Origin of the sequence: Staphylococcus sp. GDB20D11A, from assembly GCF_016893255.1 — a bacterium.
Lineage (GTDB): Bacteria > Bacillota > Bacilli > Staphylococcales > Staphylococcaceae > Staphylococcus > Staphylococcus aureus.
The window spans coordinates 387,506-411,422 of sequence record NZ_JAFEPJ010000003.1; the positions used below are offsets into that span (position 1 = coordinate 387,506).

At 33.2% G+C, this 23,917-nt stretch carries 18 protein-coding genes and 1 pseudogene; 11 read left to right on the forward strand and 8 right to left on the reverse strand.

Annotation, left to right across the window (positions count from 1 at the left end; translation table 11 throughout):
* The first annotated feature begins 4 nt into the window (after positions 1-4).
* A complete protein-coding gene (locus JV528_RS04100) occupies positions 5-151 on the forward strand; it encodes a hypothetical protein (RefSeq protein WP_001803763.1) in 147 nt (48 codons plus the stop codon).
* 754 nt (positions 152-905) lie between these two features.
* Positions 906-2,948, forward strand: coding sequence for a YSIRK-targeted triacylglycerol lipase (gene lip1, locus JV528_RS04105; protein WP_204177587.1), 2,043 nt, complete (start codon positions 906-908; stop codon positions 2,946-2,948).
* A 336-nt stretch (positions 2,949-3,284) separates the two neighbouring features.
* On the opposite strand, the gene icaC is transcribed toward lip1, so the two are convergent.
* From icaC to icaA, 4 genes are read right to left on the reverse strand one after another with little or no spacing between them, the layout of a single operon-like run.
* Positions 3,285-4,337 (reverse strand): acyltransferase family protein, encoded by a 1,053-nt coding sequence (gene icaC / locus JV528_RS04110; protein ID WP_204177588.1) that lies wholly within the window; start codon positions 4,335-4,337, stop codon positions 3,285-3,287.
* Positions 4,324-5,196 carry an intercellular adhesin biosynthesis polysaccharide N-deacetylase gene (icaB, locus tag JV528_RS04115; protein ID WP_204177590.1) on the reverse strand — a complete coding sequence of 291 codons (873 nt, stop codon included), beginning with the start codon at positions 5,194-5,196 and terminating at the stop codon, positions 4,324-4,326. Before icaB ends, icaC begins: the two co-directional genes overlap by 14 nt.
* Entirely contained in the window at positions 5,193-5,498 is a 306-nt protein-coding gene (gene icaD, locus JV528_RS04120) for an intracellular adhesion protein IcaD (protein WP_000240580.1), read from the reverse strand. Before icaD ends, icaB begins: the two co-directional genes overlap by 4 nt.
* Positions 5,462-6,700: a poly-beta-1,6 N-acetyl-D-glucosamine synthase IcaA gene (icaA, locus tag JV528_RS04125; RefSeq protein WP_204177592.1), complete on the reverse strand. Its 1,239-nt coding sequence runs from the start codon at positions 6,698-6,700 to the stop codon at positions 5,462-5,464. Before icaA ends, icaD begins: the two co-directional genes overlap by 37 nt.
* Before the next feature lie 163 nt (positions 6,701-6,863).
* Between icaA and icaR the strand changes: the two genes are divergently transcribed.
* From icaR to JV528_RS04160, 7 genes and pseudogenes are all read left to right on the forward strand, one after another.
* The gene (gene icaR / locus JV528_RS04130; RefSeq protein ID WP_061640493.1) at positions 6,864-7,424 is read left to right on the forward strand and encodes an ica operon transcriptional regulator IcaR; all 561 of its coding nucleotides are present in this window, start codon (positions 6,864-6,866) and stop codon (positions 7,422-7,424) included.
* A gap of 755 nt (positions 7,425-8,179) precedes the next feature.
* Positions 8,180-8,842 carry a YveK family protein gene (locus JV528_RS04135; protein ID WP_204177594.1) on the forward strand — a complete coding sequence of 221 codons (663 nt, stop codon included), beginning with the start codon at positions 8,180-8,182 and terminating at the stop codon, positions 8,840-8,842.
* A gap of 16 nt (positions 8,843-8,858) precedes the next feature.
* Positions 8,859-9,551, forward strand: coding sequence for a polysaccharide biosynthesis tyrosine autokinase (locus JV528_RS04140; protein WP_000185863.1), 693 nt, complete (start codon positions 8,859-8,861; stop codon positions 9,549-9,551).
* Positions 9,548-10,315, forward strand: coding sequence for a tyrosine-protein phosphatase (locus JV528_RS04145; protein WP_031885477.1), 768 nt, complete (start codon positions 9,548-9,550; stop codon positions 10,313-10,315). Before JV528_RS04140 ends, JV528_RS04145 begins: the two co-directional genes overlap by 4 nt.
* A 234-nt stretch (positions 10,316-10,549) precedes the next feature.
* Positions 10,550-11,050 (forward strand): GNAT family N-acetyltransferase, encoded by a 501-nt coding sequence (locus JV528_RS04150; protein ID WP_000244266.1) that lies wholly within the window; start codon positions 10,550-10,552, stop codon positions 11,048-11,050.
* 2 nt (positions 11,051-11,052) lie between these two features.
* Positions 11,053-11,529, forward strand: coding sequence for a peptide-methionine (S)-S-oxide reductase (locus tag JV528_RS04155; RefSeq protein WP_204177595.1), 477 nt, complete (start codon positions 11,053-11,055; stop codon positions 11,527-11,529).
* 78 nt (positions 11,530-11,607) lie between these two features.
* Positions 11,608-12,218 (forward strand): annotated as a pseudogene (locus JV528_RS04160) (flavin reductase family protein).
* Between the two features lie 84 nt (positions 12,219-12,302).
* On the opposite strand, the gene JV528_RS04165 reads toward JV528_RS04160, so the two are convergent.
* The 4 genes from JV528_RS04165 to JV528_RS04180 all read right to left on the reverse strand — a co-directional run bounded on the left by JV528_RS04165 (position 12,303) and on the right by JV528_RS04180 (position 15,060).
* A complete protein-coding gene (locus JV528_RS04165) occupies positions 12,303-12,662 on the reverse strand; it encodes a hypothetical protein (protein WP_000603495.1) in 360 nt (119 codons plus the stop codon).
* Between the two features lie 149 nt (positions 12,663-12,811).
* Positions 12,812-13,114: a hypothetical protein gene (locus JV528_RS04170; protein ID WP_204177596.1), complete on the reverse strand. Its 303-nt coding sequence runs from the start codon at positions 13,112-13,114 to the stop codon at positions 12,812-12,814.
* Positions 13,101-14,045 (reverse strand): hypothetical protein, encoded by a 945-nt coding sequence (locus JV528_RS04175; RefSeq protein WP_204177597.1) that lies wholly within the window; start codon positions 14,043-14,045, stop codon positions 13,101-13,103. Before JV528_RS04175 ends, JV528_RS04170 begins: the two co-directional genes overlap by 14 nt.
* A gap of 61 nt (positions 14,046-14,106) precedes the next feature.
* Entirely contained in the window at positions 14,107-15,060 is a 954-nt protein-coding gene (locus JV528_RS04180) for a hypothetical protein (RefSeq protein ID WP_204177598.1), read from the reverse strand.
* Positions 15,061-15,373: 313 nt separating this feature from the next.
* Here JV528_RS04180 and JV528_RS04185 point away from each other — a divergent pair, with 313 nt between their 5' ends.
* The gene (locus JV528_RS04185) at positions 15,374-16,066 is read left to right on the forward strand and encodes a flavin reductase family protein (RefSeq protein ID WP_001109874.1); all 693 of its coding nucleotides are present in this window, start codon (positions 15,374-15,376) and stop codon (positions 16,064-16,066) included.
* 546 nt (positions 16,067-16,612) lie between these two features.
* Positions 16,613-23,845 (forward strand): serine-rich repeat glycoprotein adhesin SasA, encoded by a 7,233-nt coding sequence (sasA, locus tag JV528_RS04190; protein ID WP_204177599.1) that lies wholly within the window; start codon positions 16,613-16,615, stop codon positions 23,843-23,845.
* The last annotated feature ends 72 nt before the right edge of the window (positions 23,846-23,917 follow it).

Here is a 23,917-nt window from a genome sequence, read left to right on the forward strand (position 1 = left end):
AATTATGAAAAGTAAATTGAGCAACTCAGGAATAGATGTCACTGTTAAAGATGTTGAAAAGTATATGAATCGATATAATGAAGTTATGAAGGGAAAAATGGCGAAAAAGCTAAAAAGTTATGTTTGTCGTTACTACCTATTAATATCATAGTTGTCTTTATATTCTTTGTATTTATACTGTGAATAAAAATATATCTAGCCTGAAATAGAAATGTCATAGCCTATTTAAAAGACAATCTCCATTAGAACTAAGATGTGCATCCCGAAAGTTGGACTAAAAAACTAACTTTATGGGGTGTATTTTTATGCTAATCATCATAAATTCGAGATTAAGTTAAAGGTAGTTCAAGAGTAATTAAACAATAAATTAAAAATAACACGACATATACTTTGAGAAGAGAACATGCAATGGTATATATCAATCAAAGTTACGAGCATAATGGTTTATCCTGAGAAAATCATTGTAGAAGAAATGATATTTTTAGGTTTAAAATACGACACCAGCAAACATTATAACTGTGATAGCTCATAAATCCCCCCCATACAGCTAATTTAAAAAAATAATACATCATTGGAATCAAGACCCAAGCATGTAAATATTAAAAATCACAAAAGATATATGTAAAAAAGTTACAATTTGCATAATTAAATTGTGTCTAATTATTGACTAATTAAATTTTGCCAAATATAATATTAATTAATAATTTGAAATGATTAGCGTATACACTTTAAATTCTCTTTGGAGAATATATTTTTTAAATACAAATGTAAACGCTTTCTCGTCAAATTAAACAATAGAAAGGATGGTCATTATGAGTGCTTGGTTAAGTAAATTATTTGAGTTTATTCCTCGAATAATTATCAATTTGTTTATCTAAAATAAAAAAATAGAGGTGCTGACAATGATGAAAAGTCAAAATAAGTATAGTATTCGTAAATTTAGTGTAGGTGCATCTTCCATTTTAATAGCTACATTACTATTTTTAAGTGGTGGACAAGCACAAGCAGCTGAGAAGCAAGTGAATATGGGAAATTCACAGGAGGATACAGTTACAGCACAATCTATTGGGGATCAACAAACTAGGGAAAATGCTAATTATCAACGTGAAAACGGTGTTGACGAACAGCAACATACTGAAAATTTAACTAAGAACTTGCATAATGATAAAACAATATCAGAAGAAAATCATCGTAAAACAGATGATTTGAATAAAGATCAACTAAAGGATGATAAAAAATCATCGCTTAATAATAAAAATATTCAACGTGATACAACAAAAAATAACAATGCTAATCCTAGCGATGTAAATCAAGGGTTAGAACAGGCTATTAATGATGACAAACAAAGTAAAGTGGCGTCACAGCAACAGTCAAAAGAGGCAGATAATAGTCAAGATTCAAACGCTAATAACAATCTACCTTCACAAAGTCGAACAAAGGAAGCACTACCATTAAATAAGTCAAATCAAACAAGCCAACGAGAAATTGTTAATAAGTCAGAAATAGAAAAAGTACAACCACAACAAAATAATCAAGCGAATGATAAAATTACTAACTACAATTTTAACAATGAACAAGAAGTGAAACCTCAAAAAGACGAAAAAACACTATCAGTTTCAGATTTAAAAAACAATCAAAAATCACCAGTAGAACCAACAAAGGACAATGACAAGAAAAATGGATTAAATTTATTGAAAAGTAGTGCAGTAGCAACGTTACCAAATAAAGGGACAAAGGAACTTACTGCAAAAGCGAAAGGTGATCAAACGAATAAAGTTGCCAAACAAGGGCAGTATAAAAATCAAGATCCTATCGTTTTAGTGCATGGTTTCAATGGGTTTACAGATGATATTAATCCTTCAGTGTTAGCTCATTATTGGGGCGGTAATAAAATGAACATTCGCCAAGATTTAGAAGAAAATGGTTACAAAACTTATGAAGCAAGTATAAGTGCTTTTGGAAGTAACTATGACCGCGTAGTTGAACTTTATTATTATATTAAAGGCGGTCGTGTAGATTATGGTGCAGCACATGCAGCAAAATATGGACATGAACGTTATGGAAAAACATACGAAGGAATTTACAAAGACTGGAAACCAGGACAGAAGGTACACCTAGTTGGACATAGTATGGGCGGTCAAACGATACGTCAACTAGAAGAATTACTGCGTAATGGTAATCGTGAAGAAATAGAGTATCAAAAGAAACATGGTGGCGAAATTTCTCCACTATTCAAAGGTAATAATGACAATATGATTTCATCAATTACTACTTTAGGAACACCACATAATGGTACACACGCATCAGATTTAGCTGGTAATGAAGCTTTAGTGAGACAAATCGTATTTGATATCGGTAAAATGTTTGGTAATAAAAATTCAAGAGTAGACTTCGGGTTGGCTCAATGGGGTCTAAAACAAAAGCCAAATGAATCATATATTGATTATGTCAAACGCGTTAAACAATCTAATTTATGGAAATCAAAAGATAATGGATTTTACGATCTGACGCGTGAGGGTGCAACAGATTTAAATCGTAAAACGTCGTTGAACCCTAACATTGTGTATAAAACATACACTGGTGAAGCAACGCACAAAGCATTAAATAGCGATAGACAAAAAGCAGACTTAAATATGTTTTTCCCATTTGTGATTACTGGTAACTTAATCGGTAAAGCTACTGAAAAAGAATGGCGAGAAAACGATGGTTTAGTATCCGTTATTTCTTCTCAACATCCATTTAATCAAGCTTATACAAATGCGACGGATAAAATTCAAAAAGGCATTTGGCAAGTAACGCCTACAAAACATGATTGGGATCATGTTGACTTTGTCGGACAAGATAGTTCTGATACAGTGCGCACAAGAGAAGAATTACAAGATTTTTGGCATCATTTAGCAGACGATTTAGTGAAAACTGAAAAGGTGACTGATACTAAGCAAGCATAATTTATAAAGTAAAGGGAGGTATATACAATGACAGCAGACTTCTTTCAATTAATCGGATCATTATTTAGAATTCTAAAAGAATTATTCAAGTAATATCTTGGCGGGGCCCCAACAAAGAGAAATTGGATTCCCAATTTCAACAGGCAATGAAAGTTGGGGTGGGACGACGAAATAAATTTTGCGAAAATATCATTTCTGTCCCACTCCCATTGGCATTTACGTAGTTTAAATGTGCAATAAGAATATATGCATAACAAATATTAAACACGCGGTAAAACGAAGTCAGTCAATTCAAACTGATTTCGCCCACCGCGTGTTTTTAACATAGCTTAATAATTAATAAGCATTAATGTTCAATTTATATGGTTGTTTTCCAATAATAAACCTAAAGATATAGAATTCACGCAATATCATACCGACACCTATACATAATCCTAAAATGAATAGTAGTGATATCGCTAGAAAGACCATTGTATTATCCTCAAATATATTTGTATATGCAAACAATGAGTCTAGAATGATTGGATGTAATAAATAAATAAAGAATGAGAAAGCACTAATCATTTGAATCGTATTAAATAACATTGTTTTAAAATGCGTGCAAATACCCAAGATAACAATAAACATAATACTATTATATGGTGTTAATGAATATGAAAACCTGGTAACGTTCCAATAGTCTCCATTTGCTAACGCAATAAACACAAAATAAGTAGCTACAGCTAATACAATCATAATAACTAAATAACGTTCTAAGAAATTTAAAACACGTTCGTAGTTATAACCCATATATGCACCTAAAAAGAAATAAAAAATCCATCCGAATATTATAGTGTTTTCACTTAATGGATAATAGTGTAGCACGGTATCGTGAAACGCTGTGTTGTTCGTAAAGTAATATAAAAATGATTGCTGTAAAATAAAAGATAACAATAATAATATTTTACTATTGAATAGGTTATAGTTAATTTTAAAAATGATATAACTCAAAATAAAGAATTGCATGATAACAACGATAAAATAGCCATACCATTGACCTAATAGGACATTTTCAATGAATTGTTTATTGAAACTTGAATCTGTTAATAATGATTCACTATAACTGTAAAACAATCCCATTAATATGTAAGGAATAAGTATATATTTTACGCGTGTAGTTAGGTATCTATAGGTGACTTTTTGGTAATTCAAGGTTGTCAGTAACTGTGACAAGATAATAAAGCAAGGTGTACCAAAAATCACAATATTACGAATGTAAAATTGTAATACTAAGGATCCTCCCTCCAAATTTTCATGTTTTAAAGTAATTTGTGTAAGTAAATGTGTGATAATAATAATTGCACATATAATAGCACGTAAATATACGAGTTCAAGTCTAATCTTTTTCATGGAATCCGTCCCATCTCTTAATTAAATGCTCAAAAGCATCATCACTAATTAATATTCTAGGGATGTAATAATCATTGGAGTTCGGAGTGACTGCTTTTTCCTCTAATGAAAAACCGTATTTTAACCCAGCTTTTTTGATTACCGGTAATTTATCGTCATTCATCAAGCCATAAGGATAGGCTATAGTTTTCTGCGACTTTTTAAAGTTTTTAGTTAGATATTTTTCACTTTTGTTTAAATCTTTTATGATTGTAGCTTCAGAAGCTTTCATTAATTTTGACTTATTATTTTTAGATAAGTTATGCAAATCGTGGGTATGTGTTTCAAATTCCCATAACCCAGTTTTATACATTTCTTTTAGTTCTTTTTTACTAATCATATCGAGGTTGTGAAAGTTTTCTTCCCCAACATGACCTGTGATAATAAATCCAGTTGCCGGTATTTTATATTTTTTTAAGATTGGATAAGCATTTTCATAAATAGTTTTATCCATATCATCAAAGTTAATCCATACACTTCGTTTTGGAAACTTACCTTTTTTCTTGTAATATAAAAATTCTTTCAAGGTTAAAAATTTAGCATCATGTGATTTTAGCCATTTTATTTGAGATTCAAATTGTGATTGACTAACACTATAATTTTTAATTTCTTTACTACTAGAAAAGAAGTAAATGAAATTATTCAGAAAATTCGCTTTTCTTACACGGTGATAATTTAATGCCAGAGCACTATTTTCTTTATATTTCAGTTTTTTAGGTGGATCGTCATCTGCATTTGCAATATGATGACCATCCAGTGTGCTTACAGGCAATATGATCAAGATACTCAACACTAAAATTATTAATTTTCTATACTTCACGATTCTCTTCCTCTCTGCCATTTTTGAATCAATATGCTAATTGTAAAAAATACAAAAATGATAATCGCGAAAATGCCCATAGTTTCAAATATATCTAAAATTTCAGTATTTTCAATGTTTAAAGCAACACGTATTGTATTGATACTTTCGTCATGAATTTCAAATATAGTACCAATATAAACGAGTAGAACAACTAAACAATATATCCAAAAGACACACGATATAGCGATAAGTGCTGTTTCTCTTACAATATTTAGCGATGATTTTAGCGTTGGGTATTCCCTCTGTCTGGGCTTGACCATGTTGCGTAACCACCTTTCTTACGTTTTAATGCTTTTGGAAATGCGACAAGAACTACTGCTGCGTTAATAATCCAGTATACTGTCGGATACCAACTTACAAATATGAGTCCAGCCATATTCTTTTTCTCGTAGCGACTATCAATAAAGAGTGCGACTGTAAATTGAATAACGTTTATAAAAGTCATAGTAAATGATGATAGTAGAAATATTGAAAAACTATATGTCATAAATGTATAGTCTAAGAAGTTTGCTGTTATGAACAAATAGCCTAAATATAGAAGCACTATACATACCCATAAAATTGAGATGATTTGCTCAAACATCAAAATATATAAAGGAAACCTTTTCGTTTTCATTGTGCTAAAAAAGTCTCGTAGTAATACTTCGTGTCCCCCTTGAGCCCATCTCACGCGTTGCTTCCAAAGACCTCCCAATGTTTCTGGAACCAACATCCAACACATGGCAAGCGGTTCATACTTAATACGATATCCACGTAAATGCAATTTCCAAGAAACTGCAATATCTTCGGTAATCATATCAGTATCCCAGTAGCCAACATCGACAACTGCACTTTTTTTAAATAGAGTGAAGACACCCGAAATAGTATTGACTGCGCCAGCAAGTGTCTGACTTCGCTTAATACAGCCAATTAAACTTGCATATTCTATCGTTTGAATTTTACCTAAAATAGAACTCTTATTTCGAATTCTAGGATTACCTGTAACCGCACCAAGTTTTGGATCATGTTTGAAATTTTCAATCATATAATATGGTGCATCTTGATCAACGATAGTATCTGCATCCAAGCACATTACATAATCATATGAAGCCTGTTTAATACCTTGATTGAGTGCGTTGGCTTTACCTCTGTTTTCTTGTAAATCGACGAAAATAAAGTCATTATTTTCTTTAATTTTATAGATGAGTTCTGCTGTATTATCTGAACTTCCATCATTAATGATAATAATTTCTTTTTTCTCGTATTTGAGTGCAAGAACATTAGACAACGTATCTTCAATCGTTTCACTTTCGTTATAACAGGCAAGTAAAAATGTAATGCCTTCTAATTCATCCACATTTATGTCAGGCTTCTTGTTCAATGAATATCTAATTTCTCTGGTAAAATAGAAATAAATTGAACCGACAATCCAGTAAATAGACATAAATACAGGATAAAAAAGCAAAAAGTTAAAAAATTGCAATTTCTTTACCTACCTTTCGTTAGTTAGGTTGTAAGCCATATGGTAATTGATAGTATTTTAATTTGCAATAGATTGTTGTTATAATTAAACGGAAATATTTGTAATTGCAGCTTAATTTTCCTGTAACATAGTGTGATTAATTTTCAGTAGGGGGTTATAAAAATTGAAGGATAAGATTATTGATAACGCAATAACCTTATTTTCAGAGAAGGGGTATGACGGTACAACACTTGATGATATAGCTAAAAGTGTAAATATAAAAAAAACGAGTTTATATTACCATTTTGACTCGAAAAAAAGTATTTACGAACAAAGTGTTAAATGCTGTTTTGATTACCTTAATAATATTATTATGATGAATCAAAATAAATCGAACTATTCAATTGATGCTTTATATCAATTCTTATTTGAGTTTATTTTCGACATCGAAGAAAGGTATATTAGAATGTACGTTCAATTATCTAATACGCCTGAGGAATTTTCTGGAAATATTTACGGACAAATACAAGATTTAAATCAATCGTTAAGTAAAGAGATAGCAAAATTCTATGATGAATCAAAGATAAAGATGACAAAAGAAGACTTTCAGAATTTAATATTGCTGTTTCTTGAAAGTTGGTATTTGAAAGCATCCTTTTCGCAAAAATTTGGAGCAGTGGAAGAAAGTAAAAGTCAATTCAAAGATGAAGTGTATTCGCTACTAAATATATTTTTGAAGAAATAATTTTTGTTACTAGTTTGTAATAATTAACTTACTTTTGTAAAAAAAGATATGAGATTATTTTTTAAAATCTATATAAAGTTGACAATACAACTCGAAATTGATAATATTATTCTTTATATTTGTGAATGGTTAAGTTTGTCTTTGAACATATTATAAAAATGTAATGTTCCCCTGAAAAGAATAAGTTGTCATCTAATTACAGGAAATCCGCATAAATTAGATGAAATGGAAAGTAATAATTAATAATTTATTGATAAGCGCCTATGTGATGGTAAATCATGACATAGACGCTTTTTTATATAAGTTTAAAATGTAAATAAAAATTATATAAATTACCCACATCTTTTTAAAAGATGTGGGCTTTATTATCGTTAACCCAACTCACAGTGACGGGTTACGCAAGGTATTGAACTACCGAGTACGGGCACGCTCGGTGTTGTAAAGAGAAAATAATCAAGTAATGATGATGCTTCTACTCGATTATAAGAAAGCTATGATAGAGTACGATGGTATCTAGGTTTATTACTGATAGGTTTGGATATTTGAAGTTAGGCAACATTATATCTTGAACGAAAATATAAATAAATTATACATAACAGTCAAGAATCATGATATAATTTTAAACGATAAAATATTTATATAAAAAATTAGAGAAAATGTAGTTGTGTATGTTTTGTGGTCGTTAAACTAGATATAATTGTCCGATTTATAAAACATACATAATGAATACAATGATTGATTATGTGGAGGAAACCATGAAAGAAAAGTTTGATTTAGTAAAACTATTAAATATTCTAAAGAAGAATATTAAATTATTGCTTATTTTGCCGGCAATATGTCTTGTAGTAAGTGCGGCATTAACCTTTTTTGTTATGCCTGACAAATATACTGCTTCTACTCAAATATTAGTGAACATGAAAAAGTCCTCAAGTGATTTAGCTTTCCAAAATGTTCAAAGTAGTTTGCAGTCTGTTAATACATATACGGAAATTATCAAAAGTCCAAGAATTCTAGATAAAGTATCTAGAGAGTTTGACGGTCAGTATTCAACAGCTGAGTTGAATTCGTTTTTAAAAGTAACCAATCAAACAAACTCTCAGATTATTACTGTATCAGTTACAACTGGGAATAAATCTGAATCTGACAAAATTGTTAATAGAATATCTAAAGTTTTTGCACATGACATGCCTAAAATTATGAGTGTTGATAATGTTACAATACTTTCCTCAGCACATGATAATGCTGTAAAAGTATCTCCAATAGTATCTGTCAACTTAGTGATCAATATCATTGTTGGTATTGTTTTAGCAATATTGATTATTTTCTTAAAAGAACTATTAGATAAGCGTATTAAGACTGAAGAAGATGTTGAATCGCAACTAGGATTACCTATTTTAGGTTCAATACAAAAATTTTAATTTACGAGGAATTACCATGACGAATACACGAAGAAGTACATCAAGTTTAATTGTCCATGAACAACCAAAGTCACCTATTAGCGAGAAATTTCGAGGCATAAGATCAAATATTATGTTTGCAAATCCTGACAGTGCAGTTCAAAGCATTGTAATCACTTCAGAGGCACCAGGCGCAGGTAAGTCTACAATTGCAGCAAATTTAGCAGTTGCATATGCACAAGCAGGTTATAAAACATTAATCGTAGACGGGGATATGCGTAAGCCTACGCAACACTATATTTTTAATTTGCCAAACAATGAAGGACTTTCAAGTTTATTGCTAAATTGGTCAACTTATCAAGACAGTATTATCTCAACTGAAATTCAAGATTTAGACGTCTTGACGTCTGGGCCAATCCCACCGAATCCGTCAGAGTTAATTACATCAAGGGCATTTGCAAATTTATATGACACGTTATTGATGAATTATAACTTTGTTATTATCGATACGCCACCAGTGAACACAGTTACAGATGCGCAATTATTTTCAAAGTTTACCGGCAATGTTGTCTACGTAGTTAATTCGGAAAATAATAATAAAGATGAAGTTAAAAAAGGAAAAGAACTTATTGAAGCAACAGGTGCTAAATTATTAGGTGTAGTCTTAAATAGAATGCCTAAAGATAAAAGTGCTAGTTACTATGCATATTATGGGACTGATGAATCATGATTGATATTCATAACCATATATTAGTTGATATAGATGATGGTCCTAAAACAATTGAAAAGAGTATTGCACTATTAAAGCAAGCTAAGGATGAAGGTGTAACAAGTATTGTAGCGACACCTCATCATTTGCATCCGAGATATGATAATACATTTCAACAAGTGCTTGTGAAATTGGCGGAGTTAAGAACGCACCCAGAAGTTCAAGCATTGGATATTAAATTATTTCCCGGGCAAGAAATTAGAATTACAGATTCGATTCTGCAAGGCTTAGATAATGGTAGTATTCAAGGTATTAATCGTTCGAAATATTTACTAATTGAATTTCCAACGGGCGAAGTACCACATTATACAAAACAATTGTTTTTTGAAATACAATCGAGAGGCTACATACCAATCATTGCACATCCTGAAAGAAATAGAAGTATCGCCAAAAACCCAGAAATATTATATGAACTTGTTGCAAATGGGGCATTGAGTCAATTAACATCGAGTTCTTTAGTTGGTGGATTTGGAAAAAACATTCAAAAGTTATCATTACAATTTATAGAATGTAATTTGGCTCATTTTGTAGCCTCAGATGCACATTCATGTGACCAAAGACCATTTTTGATGCAAGAATTATTTCACAATCATAAATTGAAGAAATATTCGAATGACATTGAAGCATTACTTCGAAATGCCAGTTCAGTAATCAATGATAATTTTGTTTATTTAGACAGACCGACTAAGCTAGGAAAAGTGAAGTCGTTTTTGAAATGGTTTTAACTAAATATATTTTTTCTAATTAGACTGGTATACATGTACCAGTCTTTTTGAGTATGCTTAAAATGAATTATAATCATGATTATTTGCAAATTCGTATAATACAACTTGTCTAATTGATTAAGGCGAATGGCTTTTAATAAAAAGACTCGTTTTTTATAGTGAAGGTAGTTTGAAAATAATGAATATATAGATGAAGGTATTACTTTTGATATATAGGGCTAAGGAAGTGTTTTTATGGTATTAAGAAAAGTAATCATGCAGGACTTAGATCAAATTATTGCACTTGAAAATATTGGTTTTTCACCGGAAGAAGCTGCAACACCAGAGGCATTGAAATTGAGAATTGAACAAATTCAAGAAACTTTTATTGTAGCTGAAAAGAATGATGAAGTGATTGGATATATCAACGGTCCTGTCATAAAAGAGCGTTACATTAGCGATGATTTATTTAAAAATGTCCCCACAAATAATAGTGAAGGTGGTTATATTAGTGTGTTAGGTCTTGTTGTAGCACCAAATTATCAAGGTCAAGGTATTGCAGGTCGCTTACTAAACTATTTTGAAAATCTTGCTAAGAATCAACATCGACATGGTGTAACGTTAACATGTCGAGAATCATTAATTTCATTTTATGAAAAATATGGGTATCGTAATGAAGGTGTATCAGAATCATGTCATGGCGGTATTAAATGGTATAACCTTGTTAAAAATATAAAAAAGGATGATGAGGTGTAAATATGGCAGTTGTTTATGTAGCAGGAGGGTGTCTATGGGGTGTTGAAGCATTTTTCACAACAATACCAGGAATTATACATACAGAAGCAGGAAGAGCAAATGGAAGAAGCTCTAAATTAGATAGTCCTTATGATGGTTATGCTGAATGTGTCAAACTTCATTTCGATGATCGTATGTTAACAATTACAGACATCATGAATTATTTATTTGAAATCATTGATCCATACAGTGTGAATCGACAAGGAAATGATATTGGAGAAAAGTATCGAACGGGTTTATATAGTTGTGTAGATGACCACTTAATTGAAGCGTGTCAGTTCATTGAACGACGTAAAGACAGAGATCAAATTGCAGTGGAAGTCTTACCGCTGTCTAACTACATTAAAAGTGCTGAAGAACATCAGCAACATTTGGAAAAATATCCAGAAGATATGCATATGTGTCATATTTCAAAAGATTTGCTAAATAAATACAAGTGATTTTCAGAGGAGAATAGATGTTTAAATTAACCGAAATCGGAGAAATACCTAGATATACTAAGAAAAGAGGTAGGTATTATGCATACGTTTGATGCACAATCATTAACTGCTAGAGAAAACTATAAATTATTAATTGGTTCAATTATTCCACGACCTATAGCTTTTGTTACAACATTAAATCAAGATGCATCAGTAAATGCAGCACCATTTAGTTTTTTAATATAGTTAATAATCATCCGCCAATGATTGCTATTGCAGTTCAACGTGCAGGAGGTAAGAGAAAAGATACTGCCTTGAATATAGAGCGGACTGGAGACTTTGTTGTGCATATTACAGACGAAGATAATGTTCAAGATATTAATGAGACTGCAGCGCCGTTAGCATATGGTGACAGTGAGTTGAGCCGTACAGAATTATCACTTTTAACTTCTACAACGATTAAGACGCCAGGAATTAAAGACGCGAAAATGAGATTCGAATGTAAACTATCGCAAATGATATTGATTGGAGATGTATTAGATGGGGCTGACTTAATAATAGGCGAAATTGTAACTTATCATATTGATGACAGTATTTATGAGGGTAATTTTAAAATCAATCCACACGCATTACAGGCTGTTTCTCGTTTAGCCGGAAATGATTATGCTAAATTAGGGGGAATATTTACAATAAAGAGACCAGAAAAATAATAAAACACATGCTATAGCGGTGTACCGTTTATGAATTGAATCAAAAGTACACAGGTGCTAAAGTATGTGCTTCTAAAATGAAGACTATTTTTTATTACAAGAAAATGTATCTAGTAAACTTAAAGTAGCAAGTCCTAATAAATCTAATGCATGTTGCGCACCTTTTTTTCCATGACCAGCTTCGAAATGTTTGTAAGCAGCTACACTTAAAATACCTATTGTTGATAGGGAAGCAAGGCGAGAAATGTTTTTATTGATAAAGCTAGCTGAGTATAAAGCAGCAGTAGTTGCTTCTGCAATGCCTACGTATTTTACAAGTTCTTTTTGCAAGCCAAAAGTATGTTCAAACAGTTCAATCATACCCTTATCTTCTTGCAATTTAGGTTTACTGGCTTGGTATAGCTCTTTCGCAAGTTTTAAATTGGTCACGTAACGTAAAATCATATTTTTATTCCTCCCAATATTTGATTTTTTGAAAAACGGTTGTTTTATCATTTTACCCGTTTCTTCAAAAATGAATCTCTTATGTAACATATGTAGTTCAGGAATGTTTGCTATGGAAATATAATTCTATTCACTCAAAATATATGAATTTAATGTGTGGTTTTATCGAGTTGCTCTTTTAATTTGGTTAGATTGTTTTTTAGAGAAGCGGTACTATTTTTAAGTGCATCAACAGATTTACCTTCGTTTTGAGACATTGCGTTTATAACAGCATGAAGTTCAGTTTCTAACATGTCGGCGTCACCTTTAGCATTAGAACTTAATACTTTAATATCTCTTAAAAGGCTATCTGATAGTAGGGTATTTTTGCCAGTTACCAATTTCGAATTGTAATTCCAAGCACTGCTTAATTCAATAGCATCTAAATCGGTTATATGATTATTTGTTCTCATTATACTTTCCTCCCTCGATGGAAATTACATTAGTATCCGATTTTAAACGGCCATTTCCATCTACCATTGACGGGGAAATATCATCTTTATAAAACTGTACAAATTTTGTGCTAGGATATGATTGCATAACGTCATTTATAGATTTTTGAAGGTTCCAAGCATAGTTTTTTACTGTTTCTCTATTTTTTTCTTTATCATAATAAACAATGAACTCTGATTTCGTATTTTTTTGTATTTTTGGATATTTGTTAATCAAAGATTGTAACTGTTGATTGAATGCATCACCTTTTAAGTGCATAACAGGTTTGAATTCTTTTTTGAACTTATCCAGATCATCGATACTGTCTGTGTTGAAATTCAAATATTGTTTAGTCACACCATTGAATTCTTGTTTCTTTTGAAGTTTTTCATTCATGGCATAATAACCATTTTTATCAACTTCTGATTTGAATTTTAATCGAGCTTGTTCAATTTCATGTTCATAACGTTTGTACATCATGGCTGAAACGGCTGCTGATGTTTCATTTATATGACCAGGTGTAAATGTTGTGATAGCTACGCCATTTCTAGATTCAACAAATATCAGTCTAAATTGAAAGGGAACGTCATAATTGACAGTACCGACGACTAATAAACCATCTACCTTACTTTTCTCGCTAAATCCAGATTTATTAGTATAGGCCTCGACTAAATTAATTTTACAATCATAACCAAATGTATCTTTCACATAGTCTTTATATTTTTTTATAGCTTCATCTTTATGTTTTTTCAGAAATACTTCATTTCTTTTTTTATGTTCACCAATATATTGACCATCATAATCTTTGACGCTAACCGTCTTTGGAATATCTTTTGTTTGGTTCTTTGGTATGAAAGAGCAACCGCTTACTATCATTGATGTGCATAATATGAAGCCTATCAGTTTTCTCATTTTTAATGACTCCTCATGATAAGTAGTATTTTGGGTATATATATTTTTTTTTGACATTGCGCTACTTTATTTCTTTTTGAATCTCTTCCCAATTTCCACCAGACATAGTTATTTTATTAGTTTTATTTTCTAACTTACCATCTTCTCCAATTTCAGATGGAGAAACACTGTCTTTATAAAAATACATCATTTTCGATCCAGGTATTTTTTTCATTGTGTCATTGGTTGGTATTTGTAAATCCCATGAATATTTATTAACATTTTTTGTGCTTTTCTTATCATAATATGCAATAAAGTCAGATTTCATGCTTTTCTTAATTTCAGGATATTTATTAATTAAATTTTGTAACTGTTGATTGAATGCATCTCCTTTTAAGTGCATAACAGGTTTGAATTCTTTTTTGAACTTATCCAGATCATCGATACTATCTGTTCTGAAATTCAAGTATTGCCTTGTAACGCCGTTAAATTCTTGTTTTACTTGAAGTTTTTCGCTCATCGCATAATAGCTATCTTTTTCAATTTCACATTTAAGCTTTAATCGAGCTTGTTCAATTTCATGTTCATACCGTTTGTACATCATGGCTGAAACGGCCGCTGATGTTTCATTTATATGACCAGGTGTAAATGTTGAAATTATTATGCCATTTCCAGATTCAACAAAAAGCAATTGGAGTTGAAAAGGAACGTCATAATTGACAGTACCAACCACTGAGATACCATCTACCTTACTTTTCTCGCTAAATCCAGATTTATTAGTATAGGCCTCAACTAAATTAATTTTACAATCATAACCAAATGTATCTTTCACATAGTCTTTATATTTTTTTATAGCTTCATCTTTATGTTTTTTCAGAAATACTTCATTTCTTTTTTTATGTTCACCAATATATTGACCATCATAATCTTTGATGCTAACCGTCTTTGGAATATCTTTTGTTTGGTACTTTGGTATGAAAGAGCAACCGCTTACTATGATTGATGTGCATAATAAGGTTCGCATAATTTTTCTCATATCTTCATTAGCTCCTTTGTATTAGCTGTTTTTCAGTTGATAGGTAAATCATACAAAAACTAAAATAATGTTATTCAATATTATTATAAGCTAATCTTGATTATATTAACTAATATTAATTAAATTAACAAAAAACATCATTAAATATTAATTGCATAAATCTTTATCTGAAATTTTCGAATCAAGAACGCAAATTATAAGCAACCATGTCATATATAGTTTCTACTTATAAATAAATTGATTATTTATATTAGACGCTTATGTCATGAGAGCGTAACCTTAAATGTAATTACTAATAAGGGGTGAGGATAGAATGAATTATTCGCCGAAGCAAGGTGTAAGGAGTCATGGCTTACCACACGATCCATTTAAAAGTAGTACAGTACCACGTCCGATAGGGTGGATCTCTACTGTATCGAAAGATGGGAAAGATAATTTAGCACCTTATAGTCAGTATCAAAACTTAACTTGGGATCCGCCTATGGTTATGTTCGCAGCAAATCAATCTGTTCTTGGTGATCATGAGCGTAAAGATACAGTAAAAAATGCAGAAGAGACAGGGTGGTTTGTATGGAACATGGCCACGTATGATTTAAGAGAAGCTGTTAATTTATCGTCGAAGGCACTACCACCTGAAGAGGATGAATTTGAATATGCAGGTGTGACGAAAGAAGCATGTATAGAAGCACCAGGTTATCGAGTCAAAGAATCGCCAGTACATTTTGAATGTGAGTACGTTCAAACGATTCGTATTCCGACAGGAGACCCTGTATCAACAGTTGATATTGTTATAGGAAGAGTTGCTCAGGTTCATATTGACGATAAGGTCATTCTTGATAATGGTAAATTAGACATTAAGTCGATTAAACCTATTGCTAGGTTAGGATATTATGATTACACGGTTGTGAATGAAATATTTGAAATGAAAGCACCATCAGCTTCTAAAGAAGAGCTTGCAGGTTTAGAAGGAAGAAATTTTGATAATCAATCAGATAACAAGAAATAATGAATTCAATCATTTTCAATACATCGGAACTACACGTTGAAATTAGTTTCGATGTATTTTTATATTTCAAAACCGGGAAGCGATATGTCGCTATATTTATAATTTTAAAGAAGAATTTTTTAGAAATTCAGATATATAACACTAGGTTTATTGAAAATATATTGATATTACTTTAATATTAAAGATGTATTATAAATATAATATTTATCTTTTAGTTGTAAATTGACTATTAATGAATAAAAGGTGGATGATAAATACATTTTAATAAAAAGAAGTTTTTACCAAATAAATAAAAGATGTCCAAGATGATAAGCACTGATTTCAAAATTATATAAACATAATAAGGCATGTTATTCAGAATATAGTTAAAAAATTATACTAAATCTCACACAATAAAGAAAGCGATTTCATCAAAGAATATACTTTTGAGAAAAATTGGATTTTGACAAATTAAGTATTTTTTATTTAAAAAAAGAGTTGTATTAAATTGAATAATGGCATATATTATAATCTAATGAATGTAAAGATAATACAAGGAGTTATTACATGAGTAAAAGACAGAAAGAATTTCATGACAGCTTAGCAAATGAAAAAACAAGAGTAAGACTTTATAAATCTGGAAAAAATTGGGTGAAATCCGGAATTAAAGAAATAGAAATGTTCAAAATAATGGGACTACCATTTATTAGTCATAGTATGGTGAGTCAAGATAATCAAAGCATTAGTAAAAAAATGACTGGATACGGACTGAAAACGACGGCAGTGATCGGCGGGGCTTTCACGGTAAACATGTTGCATGACCAGCAAGCTTTTGCGGCTTCTGATGCACCATTAACATCTGAATTAAATACACAAAGTGAAACAGTAGGTAATCAAAATTCAACGACAATCGATGCATCAACATCAACAGCCGATTCCACAAGCGTAACGAAAAATAGTAGTTCGGTACAAACATCAAATAGTGACACAGTCTCAAGTGAAAAGTCTGAAAATGTCACTTCGACAACTAATAGTACAAGCAATCAACAAGAAAAATTGACATCTACATCAGAATCAACATCCTCAAAGAATACTACATCAAGTTCTGATACTAAATCTGTAACTTCAACTTCAAGTACAGAACAACCAATTAATACATCAACAAATCAAAGTACTGCATCAAATAACACTTCACAAAGCACAACGCCAACTTCAGCCAACTTAAACAAAACTAGTACAACGTCAACTAGCACTGCACCAGTAAAACTTCGAACTTTCAGTCGCTTAGCTATGTCAACATTTGCGTCAGCAGCGACGACAACCGCATTAACTGCTAATACAATTACAGTTAATAAAGATAACTTAAAACAATATATGACAACTTCAGGTAATGCCACTTATGACCAAAGTACAGGGGTCGTAACGTTAACGCAAGATACTTACAGTCAAAAAGGTGCCATTACATTAGGAACACGTATTGACTCTAATAAGAGTTTTCATTTTTCTGGAAAAGTAAATTTAGGTAATAAATACGAAGGTAATGGAAATGGTGGAGATGGTATCGGCTTTGCCTTTTCGCCAGGTGTATTAGGTGAAACAGGGTTAAACGGTGCCGCAGTAGGTATTGGTGGCTTAAGTAACGCATTTGGTTTCAAATTGGATACGTATCACAATACATCTAAACCAAATTCAGCTGCAAAGGCGAATGCTGACCCATCTAATGTAGCTGGTGGAGGTGCGTTTGGTGCCTTTGTTACAACAGATAGTACTGGCGTTGCGACAACGTACACATCAAGTTCAACAGCTGATAATGCTGCGAAGTTAAAAGTTCAACCTACAAACAACACGTTCCAAAATTTTGATATTACTTATAATGGTGATACAAAGGTTATGACTGTAACGTATGCAGGTCAAACATGGACACGTAATATTTCGGATTGGATTACGAAAAGTGGTACGACCAACTTTTCATTATCAATGACAGCCTCAACAGGTGGCGCGACAAATTTACAACAAGTACAATTTGGAACATTCGAATATACAGAGTCTGCTGTTACACAAGTGAGATACGTTGATGTAACAACAGGTAAAGATATTATTCCACCAAAAACATATTCAGGAAATGTTGATCAAGTCGTGACAATCGATAATCAACAATCTGCATTGACTGCTAAAGGATATAACTACACATCTGTCGATAGTTCATATGCATCAACTTATAATGATACAAATAAAACTGTAAAAATGACGAATGCTGGACAATCAGTGACATATTATTTTACTGATGTAAAAGCACCAACTGTAACTGTAGGCAATCAAACCATTGAAGTGGGTAAAACAATGAATCCTATTGTGTTGACTACAACGGATAATGGTACAGGGACTGTGACAAATACAGTTACAGGATTACCAAGCGGATTAAGTTATGATAGTGCAACGAATTCAATCATTGGGACACCAACAAAAATTGGTCAATCAACAGTGACAGTAGTATCTACTGACCAAGCAAATAACAAATCGACGACAACTTTTACAATAAATGTTGTGGATACGACAGCACCAACAGTGACGCCAATAGGAGATAAATCATCAGAAGTTTTTTCTCCAATATCACCGATTAAAATTGCTACGCAGGACAATAGTGGTAATGCAGTAACAAATACAGTCACAGGATTGCCGTCTGGATTAACATTCGATAGCACAAATAATACTATTAGTGGTACACCAACAAACATTGGTACAAGTACTATTACAATCGTTTCTACAGATGCGAGTGGTAACAAAACGACAACCACTTTTAAATATGAAGTAACAAGAAATAGCATGAGTGATTCCGTATCAACATCGGGAAGTACCCAACAATCACAAAGTGTGTCAACAAGTAAAGCTGACTCACAAAGTGCTTCTACGAGCACATCTGGTTCAATAATGACTTCAACATCAGCTAGTACCTCGAAATCGACAAGTGTAAGCCTATCTGATTCTGTGAGTGCATCTAAGTCATTAAGCACATCTGAAAGTAATAGTGTATCAAGCTCAACAAGCACAAGTTTAGTGAATTCACAAAGTGTATCATCAAGCATGTCAGGTTCAGTTAGTAAATCAACATCATTAAGCGATTCTATTTCGAACTCTAGCAGTACTGAAAAATCAGAGAGTGTCTCAACAAGTACATCTGATTCATTGCGTACATCAACATCGTTAAGTGATTCAGTAAGCATGAGTACATCAGGAAGCTTGTCTAAGTCACAAAGCTTATCAACAAGTACATCCGATTCGGCTAGTACATCACAATCGGTAAGTGATAGTACATCAAATTCAATTAGTACATCAGAATCATTAAGTGAGTCAGGTAGTACATCAGAATCTATAAGTATTTCTAATAGCATTTCGAATTCAGTGAGTGCATCAACAAGTAAATCGGAATCACAAAGTACATCAATATCATTAAGTACAAGTGATTCTAAATCGATGAGTACATCAGAATCATTAAGCGATTCAACGAGCACAAGTGATTCAGTATCTGGATCATTAAGTGTAGCGGGGTCACAAAGTGTCTCAACAAGCACATCAGACTCAATGAGCACGTCTGAAATGATAAGCGATTCTATGAGTACAAGTGGATCATTAGCTGCATCAGACAGTAAATCAATGTCCGTAAGTAGTTCGATGAGCACGTCTCAGTCAGGTAGTACATCAGAATCATTAAGTGATTCGATAAGTACATCGGATTCTGACAGTAAGTCATTATCATTGAGTACAAGTCAGTCTGGCTCAACAAGCACATCAACATCAACAAGTAGTTCAGTACGTATGTCGGAATCACTAAGTACATCTGGTTCAATGAGCACAAGTCAATCCGATTCAACAAGCATATCAACGTCGTTTAGTGATTCAACGAGTGATAGCAAATCAGCTTCAACTGCATCAAGTGAATCAATATCACAAAGTGTATCAACAAGTACATCTGGTTCGGTAAGTACTTCGACATCGTTAAGTACAAGTAATTCAGAACGCACATCAACATCTATGAGTGATTCCACAAGCTTAAGTACATCAGAGTCTGATTCAACGAGCGACTCAACGTCGACGAGCGATTCTATCAGTGAAGCGATATCTGGTTCAGAGAGTACGTCTATATCATTAAGTGAATCAAATAGTACAAGTGATTCAGAATCACAAAGTGCATCTGCCTTTTTAAGTGAATCATTAAGTGTAAGTACGTCTGAATCAACATCAGAGTCAGTGAGTAGTTTGACAAGTGCGAGTACGTCATTATCAGACAGTACATCAGAATCTGGTAGCACTTCAACATCATTAAGTAATTCAACAAGTGGTAGTTCGTCCATTTCAACATCGACAAGTAACAGTGAATCAACGTCAACGTTTAAGAGCGAGAGTGTTTCAACATCACTGAGTACGTCAACGAGTACAAGTTTGTCTGACTCTACAAGTCTGTCAACATCATTAAGTGATTCCACAAGTGATAGTAAGTCTGATTCATTAAGTACATCAATGTTGACAAGTGATTCAATCAGTACAAGTAAATCTGATTCCATTAGTACATCCACATCATTAAGTGGTTCTACAAGTGAAAGTGAATCCGACTCAACATCATCAAGTGAAAGTAAATCCGATTCAACATCAATGAGCATAAGTATGTCCCAATCAACATCAGGAAGTACAAGTACGTCAACGAGTACAAGTTTGTCTGACTCAACGAGTACGTCATTGTCACTAAGTGCATCAATGAATCAAAGCGGCGTAGACTCAAACTCAGCAAGCCAAAGTGCCTCAACCTCAACAAGTACAAGCACGAGCGAATCCGATTCACAAAGCACATCATCATATACAAGTCAGTCAACAAGCCAAAGTGAATCCACATCGACATCAACGTCACTAAGCGATTCAACAAGTATATCTAAAAGTACAAGCCAATCAGGTTCAACAAGCACCTCTGCATCATTAAGTGGTTCAGAAAGCGAATCCGATTCACAAAGCATATCAACAAGCACAAGTGAGTCAAAATCAGAAAGTACATCCACATCGCTCAGTGACTCAACAAGTACAAGCAACTCAGGATCAGCAAGTACGTCAACATCGCTCAGTAACTCAGCGAGCATTAGTGAATCCGATTCGTCGTCAACATCATTAAGTGATTCAACGTCAGCGTCAATGCAAAGCAGTGAATCCGATTCACAAAGCACATCAACGTCATTAAGTAATTCACAAAGTACATCAACATCAATCCGAATGTCGACTATTGCAAGTGAGTCAGTATCGGAAAGTACATCAGAATCTGGCTCAACATCAGAAAGTACAAGTGAATCCGATTCAACATCAACATCATTAAGCGATTCACAAAGCACATCAAGAAGTACAAGTGCATCTGGATCGGCAAGTACATCAACATCAACAAGTGACTCTCGTAGTACATCAGCTTCAACTAGTACTTCGATGCGTACAAGTACGCTTGATTCACAAAGTATGTCGCTTTCAACAAGTACATCAACAAGTGTGAGTGATTCAACGTCATTATCTGATAGTGTGAGTGATTCAACATCAGACTCAACAAGTACGAGTACATCTGGTTCGATGAGTGCGTCTATATCGTTAAGTGATTCGACAAGCACATCAACATCGGCTAGTGAAGTAATGAGCGCAAGCATATCTGATTCACAAAGTATGTCAGAATCTGTAAATGATTCAGAAAGTGTAAGTGAATCTAATTCTGAAAGTGACTCAAAATCGATGAGTGGTTCAACAAGCGTAAGTGATTCTGGCTCATTGAGCGTCTCAACGTCATTAAGAAAATCAGAAAGTGTAAGCGAGTCTAGTTCATTGAGTGGCTCACAATCGATGAGTGATTCAGTAAGCACAAGCGATTCGTCATCATTAAGTGTATCGACGTCACAAAGAAGTTCAGAAAGCGTGAGTGAATCTGATTCATTAAGTGATTCAAAATCAACAAGTGGTTCGACTTCAACAAGTACATCAGGTTCATTGAGCACTTCGACATCATTAAGTGGTTCAGAAAGTGTAAGCGAGTCTAGCTCGCTAAGTGATTCAATATCAATGAGTGATTCTACTAGTACAAGTGACTCCGACTCATTAAGTGGATCAATATCTTTAAGTGGTTCCATAAGTCTTAGCACTTCTGATTCATTAAGTGATTCAAAATCATTGAGTAGCTCGCAAAGTATGAGTGGATCAGAATCAACGTCAACAAGTGTGAGCGATTCGCAGTCAAGCTCAACAAGTAATAGTCAATTTGACTCTATGAGCATCAGTGCATCAGAAAGTGACTCAATGTCTACAAGCGATTCGTCTAGCATCAGTGGATCAAATTCAACGAGTACATCACTTTCAACATCTGATTCAATGAGCGGAAGCGTATCAGTTTCAACATCGACAAGTTTAAGTGACTCAATATCAGGTTCAATAAGTGTAAGTGACTCGAGCTCAACGAGTACATCAGAGTCGCTAAGTGATTCTATGGCACAAAGCCAGTCAACAAGCACAAGCGCATCAGGTTCGTTAAGCACATCGATATCATTATCAATGTCAGCAAGTGCAAGTACATCGACATCACAAAGCACGTCGGTGTCGACGTCATTATCAACATCAGACAGTATAAGTGATTCGACTTCAATAAGTATCAGTGGTTCACAAAGTGCTGTAGAATCAGAATCTACAAGTGATTCAAATTCTATCAGTGACTCAGAATCATTGAGTACATCTGGCTCAGACTCGACATCGACAAGCACATCGGACTCGACAAGTACATCATTATCATTAAGCACGTCAGGCTCAACAAGTGGTTCAGTACGTATGTCGGAATCACAAAGTACATCTGGTTCAATGAGCACAAGTCAATCCGATTCAACAAGCATATCAGAATCATTAAGTTCGTCTAATTCAGGTTCAACAAGCGTATCAGAATCATTAAGTACGTCTGGTTCAGGTTTAACGAGCGTATCTGACTCATCGAGTACGTCTAGTTCCTTAAGTACATCTGGTTCAACGAGTGTATCTGACTCAACATCAATGAGTGAATCTAATTCAGCGAGTATTTCAATGTCACAAAGTATTTCCGGATCAACAAGTGGTTCAACTTCGATAAGTACATCTGAATCATTAAGTATGTCTGGTTCAACGCACAACTCGACTTCAGTGAGCGACTCAGATTCGATAAGTACATCTAATTCTGGAAGTATGTCTAATTCGATAAGACACTTCACTTCTCTAAGTACTTCTGGGTTAATGAGTTTGAGTGATTCTAATTCAATGAGTGATTCAGACTCAGTTTCAATGAGCAATTCAATGTCATTGAGCACATCCGATTCGACAAGCACATCCGAATCGCTGAGTGCATCTATGTCCGGTTCACAAAGCATTTCAGAGTCAATGTCAGCAAGTATGTCCGACTCAGTTTCAATGAGCGACTCAACATCATCAAGTATGTCTAACTCAATGTCAATGAGTACATCAGAATCTAACTCAATACATCCGTCAAATTCGATGAGTACGAGTCAGACTCATTTCACGAGCACATCTATTTCAACAAGTGAGTCCATAGCACCAAATACAAATGAATCTCAGTCAACATTAAGTGCGACATCTGTATCATCAAAACATGATGCTGAACCTGCGCAAAGTGAAGAAAGATTGCCAGATACAGGTGACTCAATAAAACAAAATGGATTACTAGGTGGCGTTATGACATTATTAGTTGGTTTAGGTTTAATGAAGAGAAAGAAAAAGAAAGATGAAAATGATCAAGATGATTCTCAAGCATAAATTGAATTTATAGCTGGCTAAAATTAAAAAGACTGGGGCGTTGTTCACTAAAAAATCTATATCAGATTTTAA